The sequence below is a fragment of the Mesorhizobium sp. M0862 genome, assembly GCF_040319795.1.
Classification (GTDB): Bacteria; Pseudomonadota; Alphaproteobacteria; order Rhizobiales; family Rhizobiaceae; genus Mesorhizobium.
In genome coordinates this window covers 31418-46657 of the sequence record NZ_JAMYOJ010000028.1, presented here as the reverse complement: position 1 = coordinate 46657, position 15240 = coordinate 31418, and the positions used below count along the sequence as shown (strand labels likewise).

Sequence of the window (15240 nt, the reverse complement as noted above, 5' to 3'; positions counted from 1 at the left end):
GTACCCATGCGCTGGCAGCCGGCTGAACACCGCTATGAGAAAATGCTCTACAACAGATGTGGGCGATCCGGCCTGAAACTGCCGGCGATCTCGCTCGGCCTGTGGCACAATTTCGGCAACGACACGCCGCACAAGACCAAGCAGGCGATCGCGCGCAAGGCCTTCGATCTCGGCATCACCCATTTCGATCTCGCCAACAATTACGGTCCGCCGCCGGGCTCGGCCGAGATCGCCTTCGGCGAGATATTGCGCACCGACTTCGCCGGCTATCGGGACGAGCTGATCATCTCGACCAAGGCCGGCTATGAGATGTGGGCAGGGCCTTATGGCGAATGGGGCAGCCGCAAATATGTGCTGGCGAGCCTCGACCAGAGCCTGAAGCGGATGGGGCTCGACTATGTCGACATCTTCTATTCGCACCGCTTCGATCCGGATACGCCGCTTGAGGAAACGATGGGCGCTCTCGACCATGCGGTGCGTTCCGGCAAGGCGCTCTATGCCGGCATCTCGTCCTACAATTCGCAGCGCACGCGCGAGGCCGCCGACATATTGAAGCAGCTCGGTACGCCCTGCATCATCCATCAGCCGAGCTATTCGATGCTCAACCGCTGGGTCGAAGAGGACGGACTGCTCGATACGCTGGAAGGGCTCGGTGTCGGATCGATCGTGTTCTCGCCGCTGGCGCAAGGCATGCTGACCGACAAATATCTCGGCGGCATCCCCGAGGGTAGCCGCGCCAGCCAAGGCAAGTCGCTGCGGCCCGCCTTCATCAACGAAAAGACCATCGCTAACATCCAGGCGCTGAACGCGATCGCCGGCAAGCGTGGCCAGACGCTGGCGCAGATGGCGCTGGCCTGGGTGCTGCGCAAGGGCCGGGTCACCTCGGCGCTGATCGGCGCCAGCCGGCCCGAACAGGTCGAGGACTGCGTCGGCGCGCTCAAGGTGCTCGAGTTCAGCGATGCCGAGCTCGCCGAAATCGACACTTACGCACGCGAGTCCGACATCAATCTGTGGGCGGCGTCGGCCGAGCGCAAAGGCCCGCCGCGGAAGTAAGCGGAACAGCCGGCACCGGACATGAATCAAAACGGCGGGAAAGATCCCGCCGTTTTGCGTTTATCAAGCTTCGGGCCCGTTCAGGGCTTCTTGGCCGTGCCGAGACCGGCCTTGGGCGCCGCCGCGGCTGCCGGAGCCGGGGTCTTCATCTTGGCTTCGATCCAACCCGTATAGTTGGCCAATCGCGTGTAGATGCCATAGGCATTCTTGTGGCCGCAAGCGGCGGTGCCGTCGGACGGACCTTCGCCCCAGGAGACGACGCCGACCTGGACCGGACCGTTGGCGCCGGTCATGAACAGCGGACCGCCGCTGTCGCCGTTGCAGGCGTCGCGTTCGCCGCTGTCGGTGCCGGCGCAGATCATGTTCTTGGTCAGCGGATCCGACATATCGGCGGCGATCGCATTGGCGGCGGCATCGATGCCCTTTTCCGAATAACGCATCCGATGCGAGAGATCGCCAAGTGCCGCCTTCAGGTCATGCGCATAGATCGACTTGATGCCGCTGTTGCAGGCAGCGCTCGGCTCGAGATCGAGATCGGCCACCATCAGCGCGGTCGGGAAGGTGCCGTCCTGCATCTTGCCCCAGCCGATGACCGTGGTCTTGCCGCTGTCTGGCGTCGGCTCATTGGTGATCTTGATGACCGGCGCATCGGCGGGCTCCGCCAGCCGGAGCAGGCCGAGATCATTGTCCAGCGTCTGTTCGCTGTAGCCCTCGTTGACGATGACCTCGACCACCTTGTAGCGCTTGCCTTCGGTAAGATCGGTGGCGCCGGTCAGCACGGTCACCGTGTCGGGCGAAATCGGCCGGCCCTTGTCGTTGAGGCAGTGCGCCGCCGTCAGCACCCATTGCGGAGCAATCAGGCTGCCGCCGCAGAATTGCGCGTTCGGCTGCGAGGCCGGGCTGGGGTCCAGCCGGGCGCTGGTCAGCAGCGCCACCTGGAACGGATAGGCCCCTTTGTCGGCTTCCTTGCCGCCATAGACGCGGTCGGCCCCGTCGGGATTCTCGGCCTTGGCCTTGTCCCGGGATTCGGCAACGCGCTGCATCGGCGAGACCGCCGCTTCCGGCCTGGCGGCGTCGTCGGCTGCATAGAGCGCGTTGACGGCGGGGAAAGCGGCCGCGATGCCCAGCAGCGATGCAGCGGCAAGCGGCCTGAACCGATGGATAATGTTCACCTTGAAACCCTCCTGAGATGAAAAATGCCGAGCCATGCCGCCATGACGCATAACCAACAGAAGCGGTACCGGTACCTCGATCGCCTTCTGCCAGAACGAACGACATCCGCGCGGTTATAAAACCGAAATACCACTTTTGCTAATCGTGCCCCATCGGGCAGAGCCCACCCAAACCCTATAGCCCCCCACGGGCTACGTGGAAGCGATTTGTCATTGCCAATGTTGGATTATTTTAGGCAGTATATCGACGCGGGTGCGTTTGGCGGAGGGCTTTAACGAGGCCGCCCGGACCGATGATCCGATACGGGCGGGTAACCAAACTAATTTTTTAACTCCACCACGATCTCGACAATATTTCTGTATTTTGCTCCACTCCTTGCTGACTTTTGGGAGAGTCTCACCATGACGAAACTGACAAGCACTATCATTGCGTCCGCACTGCTATCCACCGCACTGTGGACGATGCCTGCCTTCGCCGCCGATCCCGGCTCAGCGAATGCCGGCAATGGCGAAAGCATGCGCGATCTCGGAACGGGCGACTACCAGCCCGGCCGTGCAAAGCCGATCGCGCCGCCGAAACTGACCGAAGATGAAGCCAGCCGGGCAGCGCCGCTGACCGACGAGGGCACGGCGGTCAAATCCTATGGCATCGTCGGACGTTCCGCCGATGGCAAGGACATCAAGATCGATGCAGGCGAGACGCTGAAGGACCTTGTCATCAAGGAATTGAACGCGCCCGCCAACACACCGAACGCCGACAAGACCGGATTGACGGGCGGCGACGAAGCCGGCCGCCAGGTGTTCGGGGCCGACGATCGCGAGCAGATCAAGAACACCAAGACCTACCCGTTCACCGCGATCGGGTATATCGAAGGCAAAGCCAAGAGCGGTTACGGCAGCTGCTCGGGAACCCTGATCGGTCCGCGCACGGTGCTCACCGCCGCGCATTGCCTCTACAGCAATGAAGACAAGGCTTGGCTCGACGACGTCATCTTCGTGCCGTCGCTCAACGGCAACACCGCCGACGATGCACCGTTTGGCGCTTTCAGCTACGAGAGCGTCTATATCCTGCAGGGCTTCATCGACAATTATCAGGGTTACTACGGCTCGGTCATTCCGTGGGACCTCGGCATCATTACGCTGAAGCAGGATGTCGGCACCAATCTCGGCTGGCTGGGTTATGCCAACTATGAGAACCTCGGCGATTTCACCGCAAACATCGTTGGCTATCCCGGCGACAAGCCGATGGGAACGATGTGGAAGGCGACCTGCGAAGTGAAAGCCGAAAACGTCGGCGCGGAGTATTTCCAGTACGACTGCGACACCTATCCGGGGTCGAGCGGCAGCTCGGTCTACGCCTACGACAATGGCGCCAAGCAGCGCGTCGTCACCGGCGTGAACGTGGCCGAAAGCCCCAACGCCAACACTGCGGTGCGCCTGAACGCTGCCAACGTGGCGTGGATCAACAGCCTGTACAAATAAGGCCCGATCTTTCGCCGGCAAACAGCGGCGATAACCAGCACTACCAAACCGGCGGCGGGACGTTCCTGCCGCCGGTTTTTTTGTATCGAAACACCTCTCTTGCACTGTGTTACAGCGGTGCTTACGCTAGGCGATCCAAGGGGTTGGGTAAGATGGCGCGGGCAAGAATGATCTTCGGAGTCAAAGCGATGGCGGCTGCATCCATGCTGGCCGCACTGACATGCTTTTCCGCTATGGCCGATCAAGGCGGTGCCACACCCGATGGCGCCTGGGCCGAGCGGGTGCAAATCCTCTATAAAAGCGAAACACGTTCGGTGCTGCGCAAGAATGTACGGGTCTGGGATTCCCACCCGGAATTGGGTCTTGATTTCACCTGGGAGCCGGCAGCCGGCGTGTCGCCGGACCGCACCGTCGCAGCCGACGGCACCGTCAACGGCAAGGGCAGGCTGGTCTGGCGCGTACGCGGCTCGGCGAGCTATGACCCCAAGACGATCTATTCCAGCTATTTCGGCGAGATCAGGAATGGCCGCCCCGAAGGACAAGGCCGGCTGGAGCTGCGTTCAGGCGAGGTTCTCGACGGCCGTTGGGTCGCCGGCCAGCTCGACGGCCATGCGATCCATGTCGATGCCGACGGCAATCGCTATGAAGGGCAATTCAGGGCCGGTGTGCCGAATGGCGAGGGCAGGCTGGAGACGAAGACAGGCGAGATATTCGTCGGCTCTTTTGCCGATGGGCTGAAGGACGGCAAGGGCCGCACCCGGCTGCCCGGCGGCACCGTCTACTGGTCGCAATGGGCGATGGGCAAGGAGATCGGCGGTGCGCGCCCCGACGTGCTGGCCGATGCCAGAGTGGGCGGGTTGCTCAAGGCGCAGACCGGCGGCGGTTCCGCCGACAAGGTCGAGATCGGCATTGCCGTCGACCAGCGCATGACGCAGCAGGCCGACATGCAGTACCAGCATCTCGTGCGCGACGAAGACATCGCGATCTATCCGGTGTCGGACCAGTACAATGATGCCTGGAACGGCACCGCAGAGATTCGTACCGGCAATGTCTATGAAGGCATGGACTGGGAGACGGCGCCGGCCTTCGCCGAAGTCGACCTCAAGACCACCGACCAGTCGAGGGTCAAGATCGACAGCCTGGAAATGAAGGTGGCCGCGAGCGAGGCCTACCGCAAGCCGATGCTGTCGATCAGCGAGCATTATGGCTGCGTCGGCTTCCGCCCCGACTTCTCGATCGTCAACAATGGCTGGGGCGAAGTGAAAGACATGAAGATGTCGATCCAGTTCACCAGGACCGACGAGGAGGACAACGCGACCGGCGAGCCGAGCCGCACGTTCACGAAGGACATCGGCACTTTCGGCGACGGCGTCGACGTCTCGATCAAGAACGTGCTGATTGAAGCCGGCGTCGACACAACCACGCTCGAGACCGAGCGCTTCACTTGCCCGTCAAGGGACAGCCTGGATGTCTGCCGCGCCCAGGTGGCCAACAAGGTCAAATTCGGCGACGTTGCCGATTACATCAGCGGCAGCGTCGAGAAAATGAGCGTGACCGGGATTGGCAAGCTGGATTATTCCTGGGCGGACGATCAGGGCGCTGTCTACCAGCAGAGCGAGCCGTTTCGCGTCATCGTCTCGCTGGTCAGCATCGAGGTCCCAGAATCGCTCGCCGAATGCGGCGATGGCGGCGGCGCGTCGCCCGAAGCGCTGCGCTACCAGAACATCGAATTTCCGATCGGCAAGACCGATTACAGCATCCCCATGCCGGTGCGCGGCAACAAGAATCTCAGCGCCTACACGGCACGGCTGAAAATGTGGTCGTCAATGTCGTCGATCCATCGCTTCAGCATCGCCGCCCATTTCGCCGATGGCAGCACACGCGAGAGCAAGCCGGCCACGTTCTTCTATTTCAGGCCGAAGCAGTCGCTGTTCGAAACCAGCACCAAGCCGGCGGTCTGCTATCTGCCGGAAGATCTGCAAGGCTGTTGAGGTCCTGTCACGTCCTTTCGGGAATCGCGTCATTTCGAGCCCATCTCGAAAAAATTGGGCAGCGGGATCAGCCGGGCAAAGATCGTGCCCTGGCTGAACACCCTGAGTTCCAGCATCGACCCGGACGATCGTTCGGCTTTCTGGTCGAACAGGAAATTGCCGAGCGAATAGATCTCCGCAACATCGCCACCGCCGAGCGGCAGGATCGCCTCGCTCGATACATGTGGATGACCGCCGACGATTGCCGTGACACCGCGCAGCCGCATCTGGTCGGCAAGCATCTCCTCGTGCGGCGACGGCTCCGTCTTGTACTCGCGGCCCCAATGGACGAAGGCAATCACCGGCCGCTCGGCATTGTCGTGCAGCAGCCGGTCGAGCAAAGCAGGCGTCAGAAGGTCGGTGTTCCTGGAGCCGTTGGTATCGATGTCGGTCAGCCCGACCAAGTCGAGATCGGCAAGCGCCAGCGTCTCGCCCTGGCCGAAATGGGCGATGCCGGCCGCATCGAGTGCGGCCAGCGTCTCGGCATAGCCTGACGGGCCGAGGTCGTAGGCGTGATTGTTGGCGAGGCTGACAGCGGCGACATGCAATTTCTTGAGCATGTCGATGGCGAGGTCTGCGGGCATGGCCAGCGTCATGTCGTCGATCGCCTCAGGGACGTTGGGCAGGATCACGCCTTCGAGATTGACGATCAGCGGCCGCGAGCGGGTCAGGGCCAGCACGCTTTCGACGATCTTCTCGGCAACACCGTCGCGGACCAGGATCTTCTTCATGGCGCGGCCGAAATTCACGTCGCCCGCGAAATAGTAGAGCTTGTCGTCGGGACGGGCAGGATTGTTGATGCCGGGGCCGAAGGCGCCGAACAGCGCCACGACATAGCTGGTGGTGCGCTCGACATAGTCGCTTGAATGCGCCTGCGAGTTCTCGTTGGCGACGACCAGCGGCGCAGCACCGAACAGTTCGCGCTGCAGCCTGGTCTGGATATAGAGCGCACCGACCGAATCGGCGTGATCCGGCTGGCGCAGCGCCGTGATGCCGTCGAGCGAACCGGCGGCGAGCATGTTCAGCGTCTGCTGGTCGAAACGCCTGGCTTCGTGCTGCGGCAGATAATGTGAGAAATCGGTGGATTCGACGATCAGCGTGTCCTTGTCGACGATCGCTTTCAGCGCCTGCGCCAGCCGGTCCCAGTCGCCGCGCTTCGCCTTGACCGACATCGCCACCGGCACGATGGTTGCCTCGGGAAAATAATGGTGCAGGAAGGGCAGCATGGCTTGAACGCCGTGCTCCTTGGCGAAGAGGCAGGAGTCCTCGACCATCTCGCTGTTCGCCTGGATAAGGCGCAGGGCTGCCGTGTCGGCCAGGACCGGGCCAAGCACAGTGTCGAAGCCGCGCGTCGTGGTGGCGAAGAGTTTCTGCGTCTTATGGAAATGGTCCGGCGACAGGATGACGATGCGCTTGTAGCGGAAGCCGGACGCGGCGTGGAAACCGAGTGCGACGAGATCTGCGACGAGCAGGTGGTGGGGGACTGTGATGCCGGTGAGGCGTTGGTTGGACGGCTCGATTCTGGCGACGGCGGCGATGGCGTCGGTGAAGAGTGTGGGGTCGGAGTAGAAGGACGGGAAGTTTGTGTCGCCGGGCGGGCAGGTGATGGGGGCGGCAGACGCTTGAAGCACTGAGAGGATAAGCAAGGCGGTGGCAAAGATCAGAATGCTGGTCCGTGCCCAGGCACCCCCCGCTGTCCTGCCGGACATCTCCCCCGCAAGGGGGGAGATTGGATGTCGCCTCGACTTTCGCCAATCACCAACCTTGAAAATAGATCTCCAGCAATGAAGAGACTGATCTCCCCCCTTGCGGGGGAGATGGCCGGCAGGCCAGAGGCGGGTGCCTGGGTGCCGACCTCTCACGGCTCAGCCAGCACAATGTTCTCCACGCCGCCGACATAGTAGAACGGCTTCTGCTTGGACGCGGTCAGCCGCAGCACTTCGCGCGAGATGTAGTCGGCGAGGCCGAACAGCGTCACGCCGCCGTCGGAGGTCTTGGCCCGGCCGCGCAGGCCTTCGAGGATCGAATAGGTGAAGACGCCATGGCCGAGCTCGGGCAGTTCGGCGGCGGTGTTGTTGGCAGCGGTGGCCGAGAAGACGACGATGCGTGCGTCCTGCGCGTCTTTTTCCAGGCGCGGGTTGAAGGCGTTGGCGGCGTGGCAGGTGTCGAGCAGCATGAAGCGCATGCCCTTGGCCCGCTCAACCGATTTCTGGATGTCGCCCCAGTCGACCAGCGAGGAGCGCTTCCAGCGGTCGGCATCCTGTTTGCGGCCGTCCGTGGGGATGAAATAATAATCTTCGTCGATGTTGATGCCGTGACCGGCGACGAAAATGATGGTGGTGTCGTTCTCGCCGGGTCTGTCGAGAAAGTCGGCGAGCTGGTCGTTGATCGTGTCGGAATCCGGTTCCAGGATGGTGTCGGCGCTGGCGACCTTGAACACGTCCTTGCCGGAATCGGGCGCCTCATCCAGCGCTTCGCGGTTGACCAGAACCAGCGTCTCCATCGCCGAAAACAAGGGCGCGGATTTCTGCGAGATCACCTTGAGGAATTCGGTGGCGTCATCGACGGGATAGCGCAGATCGCAGGCGTGGCCGGCGCATGCATCGGTGAGGAAAGGATATTTGTCGACGCCGATCACGGCGACGTAGAGCTTGCCCTTGTTGGCGGGCTTTTCGGTTTTCCTGCCAAGTGCTGTGACACTGCGCTCGGTCAGATAGCCGAACTCGTTGGTGCCGGTGATGCGAATGGTATTTTCGCCATTCTCGACCGGCACTTCGACGATGGTGCTCTTGCCGCCATCGGCCGAGCGCGCCGTGACATTGCCGACATTGCGGCTGTTCGACAGGATCGAAAATCCGGCGACATCGGCGCCGGCTTCCTGCGCGCCCGAAATCTCGACGGCGACATAGCCCTCGCGGACGTTGCTCTGGTCGGCGGCAAGCTTGATGCCGAATTCCGGCGGTTTGCGCTCGAGCAGCTTTTCCAGCTGGCGGTCGACGCCGGGGCGCATTTCCTGAACCGCCTGTTCGGCGCTGCGCAGGATGATGGCCCGGCGCACCATTTCCGGGCTCCAGAGATATTTTTTCAGCTGGCCGGCGCTGATGAAACGCCCTTCGTGGTCGCGACCCTGATTGACGTGCCAGCCTATCAACTTGTCGCCGTCGGCGGAGGAATAATAGTAGCCCTGCGGCATCCAGGCGATCCATTCGGAGCCGGCGAAGAACATCGACACTATCAGTTTGTGTGTCTTCAAATTCCACAGCCGCACGGTCTGGTCGGCGCTGCCGGTGACCAACAGCCCTTCCTTCTCGGCGGCAACCATGGCGTTGATCTCGCCGGTGTGGCCGGTGAATTCACCCGATAGCTCGGCGGTCGCGGTTTTGTATTCCAACAGCGTGCCGTCGCTGCCGCCGGTGATCAGGCCAAGCCCATTGCCGATCAGCGTGTAAGCCGAATGGACGAAGCCATTGGTGGCGGCATTCTCGATGCTGTGCATCACCTTTCCGCCGCTCGCGATTTCGAGCACGGCATTCTCCAGGCCGTCCTTGCCGCCGGGGGCAGCACGGAGCGACCACTCACCCTCTGCGAGTGCCGCGCGGGCATAGGCGCCCTGTTCCGCAAACGCCACCGGGTCCTCGAAGAACCGCTCGGCCGTCGGTAGCGCCAGCACCTTGTCCAGCGTGCCCTGCAGCTCGGGACAGGACACGCGTTCAGGGCAGGGGTTGGTGTTGCCCCAAGCGATGGAGCTGCTCGCCGCATCGATCCCGATCGCCGTCACCGGTTCGCCGACCCCTTGCAGCAGCGCCTTGCGCTCGCCGGTCATGGGGTTCCAGACCTGGATGGCGTTGCGGGTGCCGCCGGCTGTCGCCACCAGCGAGCCGTCGGCATTGCCGGCGCCAGCAAAGACCGTGCCGTCATGGCCGTTATAGTCGAGCAGTTGCTCGCCGCTGTCGGTATTCCAGACCACCGAGCGATGCTTGTCGGCGCAGCGATAGCTGCATGACGCCACAAGCCGCGAACCCGTCGCGAAGCTCAGAGCGCCGATCTGGAAATCCCGCTTCGGCATGGCGCGGACGAATTTGCCGGTGCTGGCCTGCCAGAGCTGGACGTCGCCGTCCTTGCTGCCGGTGGCGAACAGGCTGCCATCCAATGACACGGCGAGTGCGGCGACGCCGACATCGCGCAGCGGTTCGGCCTCGGCGGGCAAAGCGATTTCCTCTGACTTGGCGACGTCCCAGAGCCGGATGCCATTGTCGGTGGTCGTCGCTGCCAGCCGGGTTCCCGCAGCGGCGAAGGCGAGCTTTTCCACACGCCAGGAATCGGCATCGAATTTTTCCGCCAGCGTCCAGCCCGACGCGGATTTGTCGTCCGCCCGCCAGAGGTAGACGAAACCATCGCCACCGCCGGCGGCGAGCGTGTTTCCGTCGGGTGAAAAGGCGACATCATAGATGGCATAGTCGGCGGCCTTGAGCACGGTTTTGATCCTGCCGGTGGCGAAATCGAACAGCCTGATATCGCCATAAGGGGGCTTGTCGCCGATGCCGGCGCCGAAATAACCGCCGGCGGCGATCGTCTTGCCATCCGGCGACACGGCAATCGCAAAGACCTTGCCGTCATTGCCATTGCCAAGATAGCCGCGAATGGTGCGCAGCGTCACCCCGCTCTGCCAGTCCCAGATGCGGATGGTCTTGTCGTCAGATGCGGAGACCAGTTCCTCGCCGTCCGGCGTGAAGGCAAGGTCGGTGACCCTGGCGCTGTGGCCGCCGGTGTTGAGATCGAGGTGGAAATCGAGGTCCTCGGCACCGGCGGTTGACGTTAACGCCAGAAGACCGACCAGGATTAGCCACCGGATAGCACGCAAGGGATGGGAGCTGCCCGGCACCTTGTTGCGCCGCTATTTGGAGTCGGCGGGCGGCGCCGACCCGTGACGCACATAATTCTCGATCGCCTGGGCATAACTGGCGGAACCGGCCTTGCGCTCTTTTTCGATGTAGCCGGCAAAATAGCTCCAGAACGACACCGCATAGTCGCGGAAATAGGCATCGGCGACATCGCGCGAACAGAGCTTGCCCTCAACGCAGATGGAGAGACGATTGAGGAAATAGACGATGCGATCAAAATTGTCGTTGAAATCGGCGATCGGCATGGTGCCGCCGCCGGCAGTCATCGCCTCAATGCCAATGCGTTGCCGGAAGACCCGTTCCTCGGTCGGCGACGGCGTGGCGCTGAGCAGATTGTCGTATTTGGCGTTGAGCGACGAGAGGCGCTCCTTGAGCGCGCGCTGCGCCTGCTGAAAATCCTTGCTTTCCCAAAGCTCGACCAGCGACATCGTCTGCTCGACGCGCTTCTGTTCCTGGTTTGCCAGAAACTGGAAGACCGAGAAGCCCAAGGTGAAGACGATCGCCAGGCGCACGGCGAGACCCGACCAGGCATAGATCAGCATGCGCCAGTCGCGGTCGGTGAACGGGTTGGCTTCCTTCTTGATCTCGTGACTGCTCGGCCACGGAAAGCCTTCGGTGGTTTCGGGCAAGGTCGCCGGCTTCTTGGCCGGTGCCGGCGCCGATGTGGCTGGCGATTTTTGCGTTGCAGTGCCCCCCGGCTTTTTCATCCGCAGCTGTCCAGTCGGATAATGGCGGTGGGATCGAGCACGATGCCGGGTGTCTCCAGCTTCTTTTTCAGGCAATCGAGCTGCGTGCGCGAAATCATGAACTGCACGTCCGGTTCGGCAGCCGCCTTGCTGGGTGACGGCAAGGGCTCGACCACGCCGCGCGAGGCGCAGCTGGAGAGATCGACGACAACGGCCGTGTTGCCGGTCTTGGCGATCTGGTCGTACTGGTCGAGAAAGCAGGTGGCGAGCTCGGAGTTGGTGACGATCTGCTTGGCGCACAGGCCGCAATTCTCGTCCGCCGAGGCGCTGGCAACCAGCAACAGGCTTCCGGCAAGGCCGGCCGTCGCTGCACGCCAGGAGAGCACGGGGATAGTCACTGATGTCCTCATCTGTTGCATTCAGCCGCGGCGCATAGAAGTGTCGCGAGCCGGGAATGTTCATATATCACGCCGGCAAGAGCCGGCGAAGCGATGTCAGGTCAGGCGCGGGGCACCGTCTCCATCGGGAAGATCATCACCGCGCCTTTGGGACCGCTCTCGTCGGCAAGCCGCATCACCGAGCGCGTCGCCGGCGCCATGCCGATGTCGGCCAGCATGTCGGAAAAACCAGGCGTTCCCGATGCGGCACGCGTCACGGCGCGCACGCCTTCCTGGGCAAGAAAGCTCAGATCCTCTTTCTCGCTCTGCGGCGGCGCCTCGGTCAGCACGGCAATCATGCGCTCCATGCCGAAGCTGGTGTCGGTGAAGGCGAGCAGCCCTTCCTTCAGGCCCTGATCGGCCTGCTGGTTGATCGGCGCCAGCCGCTCGGCGACGATATGGGTGATCGAATAGTCGCTGCCGATGTAGAGCACGTTGATGTCGACGAACTCGTCGGACCCGTTCTTGGCCGCAATGTGTACCTGATCGCCCGGCGAAACGCGCGGCACCGTCGAGGATTCGATCGGCTCCAGCACATCGCTGTCCTGGCGCTTGATCAGGAACTGGACGCTGACCTCGTCCGGCCGGTAGTCGGACGCCGCGGCGAGCCGCGACAGGCCGGTGGCGCGGAAGATCGTGGTCAGGTTCTTGGCTGTGTTTTCCGCAAGCTTGTCGCGGCCATCCTGATGGATGACGATGCGCGGCGGCTTGCTGCCGTCCTTCAAGCTGATGTCGCCGGACGCCGGCAGGAACCACAGCGCCGGTTCGTCGCTGGCGTTGGCGGCAGCGCCGTCCATGGATTTTTCGCGCAGCACCGCAAGCCGCAGATCGGCGCTCTTGCCGGGCTCGACCAGCGCGATGTGGAAGCCGGACTTCGGCTTCGCCACCAATTCGTCCAGAACCGAATTGACCAGCTCGGTTTCTTTATCGAGCCCTGCGGTCGGCGCCGGCTTTGCCACCAGCAGCTTGTAGTCGACTGCGAGTTCGGCAACGCGCGCATAGGCGCCGGCGGGCACCGCCGTCGGCGCAAGCGCCGGCTTGCCGTCGAATTCGACCGGTGCGAGCTGGCTTTCGAGGTTTTTTGCCAATTTCACTTCGAGATAGCCGACGGCGTCGGAGAGCTTCGACAGCGCCGAAGGCAAAATGGCGAGCTTGCTGCCGGGGGTCAGACCCTGCAGCAGCCCGGCGCCGATCGCGACATCGCCGTCCTTGACGGCAATCGGCCATTGCATGACGGCGTCGGTCTTGTCGGTGCCGAACACGCGGGCGTCCAGTTCGCCCTCGAACAGGGGCGTCGGCCTTGTGCGGCCGTCGGCCGAATATTGCTGCAGCACGGCCTGGCCGAGCTGGCGATAGGTGACGTTGGGGTTCTCGGCCAATTTCGACAGGATGGTGAAGGTGAACAGGCCGAAGCGCGGCGCGTCGGGCGTGCCCTTGGGCAGCGGCATTTCCGGCGTCGTCTCGACCGTCTGCGCGGCATAGAAGGCGACCAGCTTGCCCCTGGCGATCGGCTCTGCGCCGGTCGGCGTCAGGTTGAAGGCCGGCTTGCGGCCGCCATTCTCGTCGAAACCGCGCGATGCGCTTGCCGAGATGTCGTCATAGGCCTTCACCGCCGCTGCTCTCGCCGCGTTGTCGCCGCCGACGAGGTCGGCGAACTCGACCTTGCGCTCCAGTTCGTCATCGACTTCCGCGGCGCGCGTCGCGGTGCCCGAATGGCAGCAGTCGAACACCACCCAGACAAAGGCGCCCTTGTCGCGGATGGCGTCGAGTGCGGCGCCGACCTCGTTGTCGACCAGCGCGTTCGGCACGCCCTCTTCGCGGTTGATCCATTTGTCGATATCGGACGGCAGGAAAATCTCGTCGAGGCCGTCGGTCTCGTCACCGGCCTTGGCTTGCGGCTGCTGGGCGCCGTGGCCCGACAGATGCAGATAGACGAAATCGTCGCGTTGCACCTTGCCGGCGAGGTCGGCAAGGGCGGCCTTGATCGCCGCATGCGTCGGCGGGCCGTTGGCGCCTTCGACGTCCTTGGCGAGCAGGATCACATTCTCGGCCGAGAACTTCACCGGATCGGGCGTGTTCTTCAGGAGATAGTCGCGCACCAGGCCGGCATCGTTCTTCGGCCCGATCAGCCAGTTCTTCTGCGGCAGGTTCGGATAGTCGGTGCAGGCAACCAGCAGCGCGTGATAGGTGCGCGAGGCGGCGAGAGCGCGGAACGAAACCGTACCGGCAGCCACAAGCGCCGACGTGCCGACGAGCAGCGTCCGTCGTGTCAGTTTGATCATAATTGCTTCCCCAAGCCCGATCGAATTTGCAAGTGCGGCACCTTTCGTCGCGAATTTTGTCAGTATTTTGAATGTGGTCGGTGCCGTCAATCGGCGGTGGTGGTCATGGTGTCGATGGCGATAACGGAAACAGTGGCAAAAAGCCTGCTTCATCGCTATCTCAAGGGAATTGAGACCGCCGCATGGCAGAAATGATTTGCGAGCGGCGCTGGATCAAACAGATAGAACATGATGTCGTCCGAGAACCGCTTCACACTTTTCGGCATCATGCTCTAAACGATCGGAAAACGGGATCATGGCGGCAAGGGATGTGCTGACGAAGAATCAGCTGAGCGTGCTCGAAAAGCTTGAGGCCGCCAGCGGACCGCTCAGCGCCTATACGCTTCTCGACCAGCTGCGCGAGCGCGGTTTCCGCGCGCCGCTACAGGTCTATAGGGCGCTCGACAGCCTGGTGAAGTCAGGCTTCGTGCACCGGTTGGAAAGCCTCAACTCCTTCGTCGCCTGCGCCGAACCGCACGACCATACGCATTCGATGACAGCCTTCGCTATCTGCGACACATGCGGGCAGGTGATGGAGATGTCCGACCATGACGTCGGCCACCGGCTGGACGAATGGGTGCGCTCGACCGGGTTTGCTGCGAAGAAGGCGGTCATCGAGTTTCGGGGGACGTGTGCCAAGTGCCTGGCTGAGGCGGCTTAGCTTGCTTCCTACTTGAGCCGAGGCGGTGCGCTATTCTCGAATTCGTTCAAGAATGTCTCATAGACGACGTACCGCGTAGGCCCAGGTGTTAGCTGCTCCATAAGCAGGGGTTTCACCTCGTCGAGCCAAGATAATTTGCCAAGCCCAGACCCGATTTTTGGCAAGGCGATGGATTCTACCCGGTTTTTGTCGGCCCATTTCACAAGCCCGCGAACTGCTTTCCGTAAATAGGGAAGCGTGGCGTGATACATATCTGGCTGGGTTGCCAGATAAATGAAGCCCGGCTGATTGCCGTCTGGCTCCAATGTCCAGATATGACCCCCAATAAACCTGCCGGTCCGAGCATATTTCTTGAACGCAGCCTGCACATTCGGCCACTTTTTCGAAATCTTCAGCGCAAGTCCGGTGCCAAGGCCCTCTTGATTGCCCTCTGCCACGCCTTGAGCGATATAGCTTTCCTGGGCGGCCAGCAGGTCTCCGGTGACAAAGACAATCAT

At 62.5% G+C, this 15240-nt stretch carries 11 protein-coding genes; 4 read left to right on the top strand and 7 right to left on the bottom strand.

From position 1 onward, the window contains the following. The first annotated feature begins 6 nt into the window (after positions 1-6). On the top strand, positions 7-1053 hold the full coding sequence (mgrA, locus tag NKI15_RS28505; RefSeq protein ID WP_023686605.1) for an L-glyceraldehyde 3-phosphate reductase: 1047 nt from the start codon (positions 7-9) through the stop codon (positions 1051-1053). Positions 1054-1133: 80 nt separating this feature from the next. On the opposite strand, the gene NKI15_RS28500 is transcribed toward mgrA, so the two are convergent. Beyond that, on the bottom strand, positions 1134-2225 hold the full coding sequence (locus tag NKI15_RS28500) for a S1 family serine peptidase (protein WP_023713445.1): 1092 nt from the start codon (positions 2223-2225) through the stop codon (positions 1134-1136). A gap of 402 nt (positions 2226-2627) precedes the next feature. Between NKI15_RS28500 and NKI15_RS28495 the strand changes: the two genes are divergently transcribed. Next, positions 2628-3707: a trypsin-like serine peptidase gene (locus NKI15_RS28495; RefSeq protein ID WP_023691993.1), complete on the top strand. Its 1080-nt coding sequence runs from the start codon at positions 2628-2630 to the stop codon at positions 3705-3707. 188 nt (positions 3708-3895) lie between these two features. Further along, positions 3896-5698 carry an MORN repeat-containing protein gene (locus tag NKI15_RS28490; RefSeq protein WP_352460450.1) on the top strand — a complete coding sequence of 601 codons (1803 nt, stop codon included), beginning with the start codon at positions 3896-3898 and terminating at the stop codon, positions 5696-5698. Between the two features lie 29 nt (positions 5699-5727). On the opposite strand, the gene amrB is transcribed toward NKI15_RS28490, so the two are convergent. The 5 genes from amrB to NKI15_RS28465 all read right to left on the bottom strand — a co-directional run bounded on the left by amrB (position 5728) and on the right by NKI15_RS28465 (position 14043). Continuing rightward, positions 5728-7446 carry an AmmeMemoRadiSam system protein B gene (amrB, locus tag NKI15_RS28485; protein WP_023751424.1) on the bottom strand — a complete coding sequence of 573 codons (1719 nt, stop codon included), beginning with the start codon at positions 7444-7446 and terminating at the stop codon, positions 5728-5730. A 149-nt stretch (positions 7447-7595) separates the two neighbouring features. Beyond that, positions 7596-10598 carry a hypothetical protein gene (locus tag NKI15_RS28480; RefSeq protein ID WP_352514967.1) on the bottom strand — a complete coding sequence of 1001 codons (3003 nt, stop codon included), beginning with the start codon at positions 10596-10598 and terminating at the stop codon, positions 7596-7598. A gap of 33 nt (positions 10599-10631) precedes the next feature. Then, the gene (locus tag NKI15_RS28475; RefSeq protein WP_023700125.1) at positions 10632-11345 is read right to left on the bottom strand and encodes a DUF4760 domain-containing protein; all 714 of its coding nucleotides are present in this window, start codon (positions 11343-11345) and stop codon (positions 10632-10634) included. Beyond that, complete coding sequence (locus NKI15_RS28470) at positions 11342-11722, bottom strand: hypothetical protein (protein ID WP_245261352.1); 381 nt, start codon at positions 11720-11722, stop codon at positions 11342-11344. The genes NKI15_RS28475 and NKI15_RS28470 overlap by 4 nt, the downstream gene beginning before the upstream one ends. A 101-nt stretch (positions 11723-11823) precedes the next feature. Then, positions 11824-14043, bottom strand: coding sequence for a caspase family protein (locus NKI15_RS28465; protein WP_352460452.1), 2220 nt, complete (start codon positions 14041-14043; stop codon positions 11824-11826). A 295-nt stretch (positions 14044-14338) separates the two neighbouring features. Here NKI15_RS28465 and NKI15_RS28460 point away from each other — a divergent pair, with 295 nt between their 5' ends. After that, on the top strand, positions 14339-14743 hold the full coding sequence (locus NKI15_RS28460; RefSeq protein ID WP_023686595.1) for a Fur family transcriptional regulator: 405 nt from the start codon (positions 14339-14341) through the stop codon (positions 14741-14743). Between the two features lie 8 nt (positions 14744-14751). Here NKI15_RS28460 and NKI15_RS28455 read toward each other — a convergent pair whose 3' ends face one another. Further along, the gene (locus NKI15_RS28455; protein WP_023691986.1) at positions 14752-15240 is read right to left on the bottom strand and encodes a macro domain-containing protein; all 489 of its coding nucleotides are present in this window, start codon (positions 15238-15240) and stop codon (positions 14752-14754) included.

Bases quoted from the DNA above. Each gene is read 5' to 3' on its own strand.
- mgrA (WP_023686605.1), top strand. From the start codon at position 7: ATGCGCTGGCAGCCGGCTGAACACCGCTATGAGAAAATGCTCTACAAC.
- NKI15_RS28495 (WP_023691993.1), top strand. From the start codon at position 2,628: ATGACGAAACTGACAAGCACTATCATTGCGTCCGCACTGCTATCCACC.
- NKI15_RS28490 (WP_352460450.1), top strand. From the start codon at position 3,896: ATGGCGGCTGCATCCATGCTGGCCGCACTGACATGCTTTTCCGCTATG.
- amrB (WP_023751424.1), bottom strand. From the start codon at position 7,446: ATGTCCGGCAGGACAGCGGGGGGTGCCTGGGCACGGACCAGCATTCTG.
- NKI15_RS28475 (WP_023700125.1), bottom strand. From the start codon at position 11,345: ATGAAAAAGCCGGGGGGCACTGCAACGCAAAAATCGCCAGCCACATCG.
- NKI15_RS28465 (WP_352460452.1), bottom strand. From the start codon at position 14,043: ATGATCAAACTGACACGACGGACGCTGCTCGTCGGCACGTCGGCGCTT.
- NKI15_RS28460 (WP_023686595.1), top strand. From the start codon at position 14,339: ATGGCGGCAAGGGATGTGCTGACGAAGAATCAGCTGAGCGTGCTCGAA.
- NKI15_RS28455 (WP_023691986.1), bottom strand. From the start codon at position 15,240: ATGATTGTCTTTGTCACCGGAGACCTGCTGGCCGCCCAGGAAAGCTAT.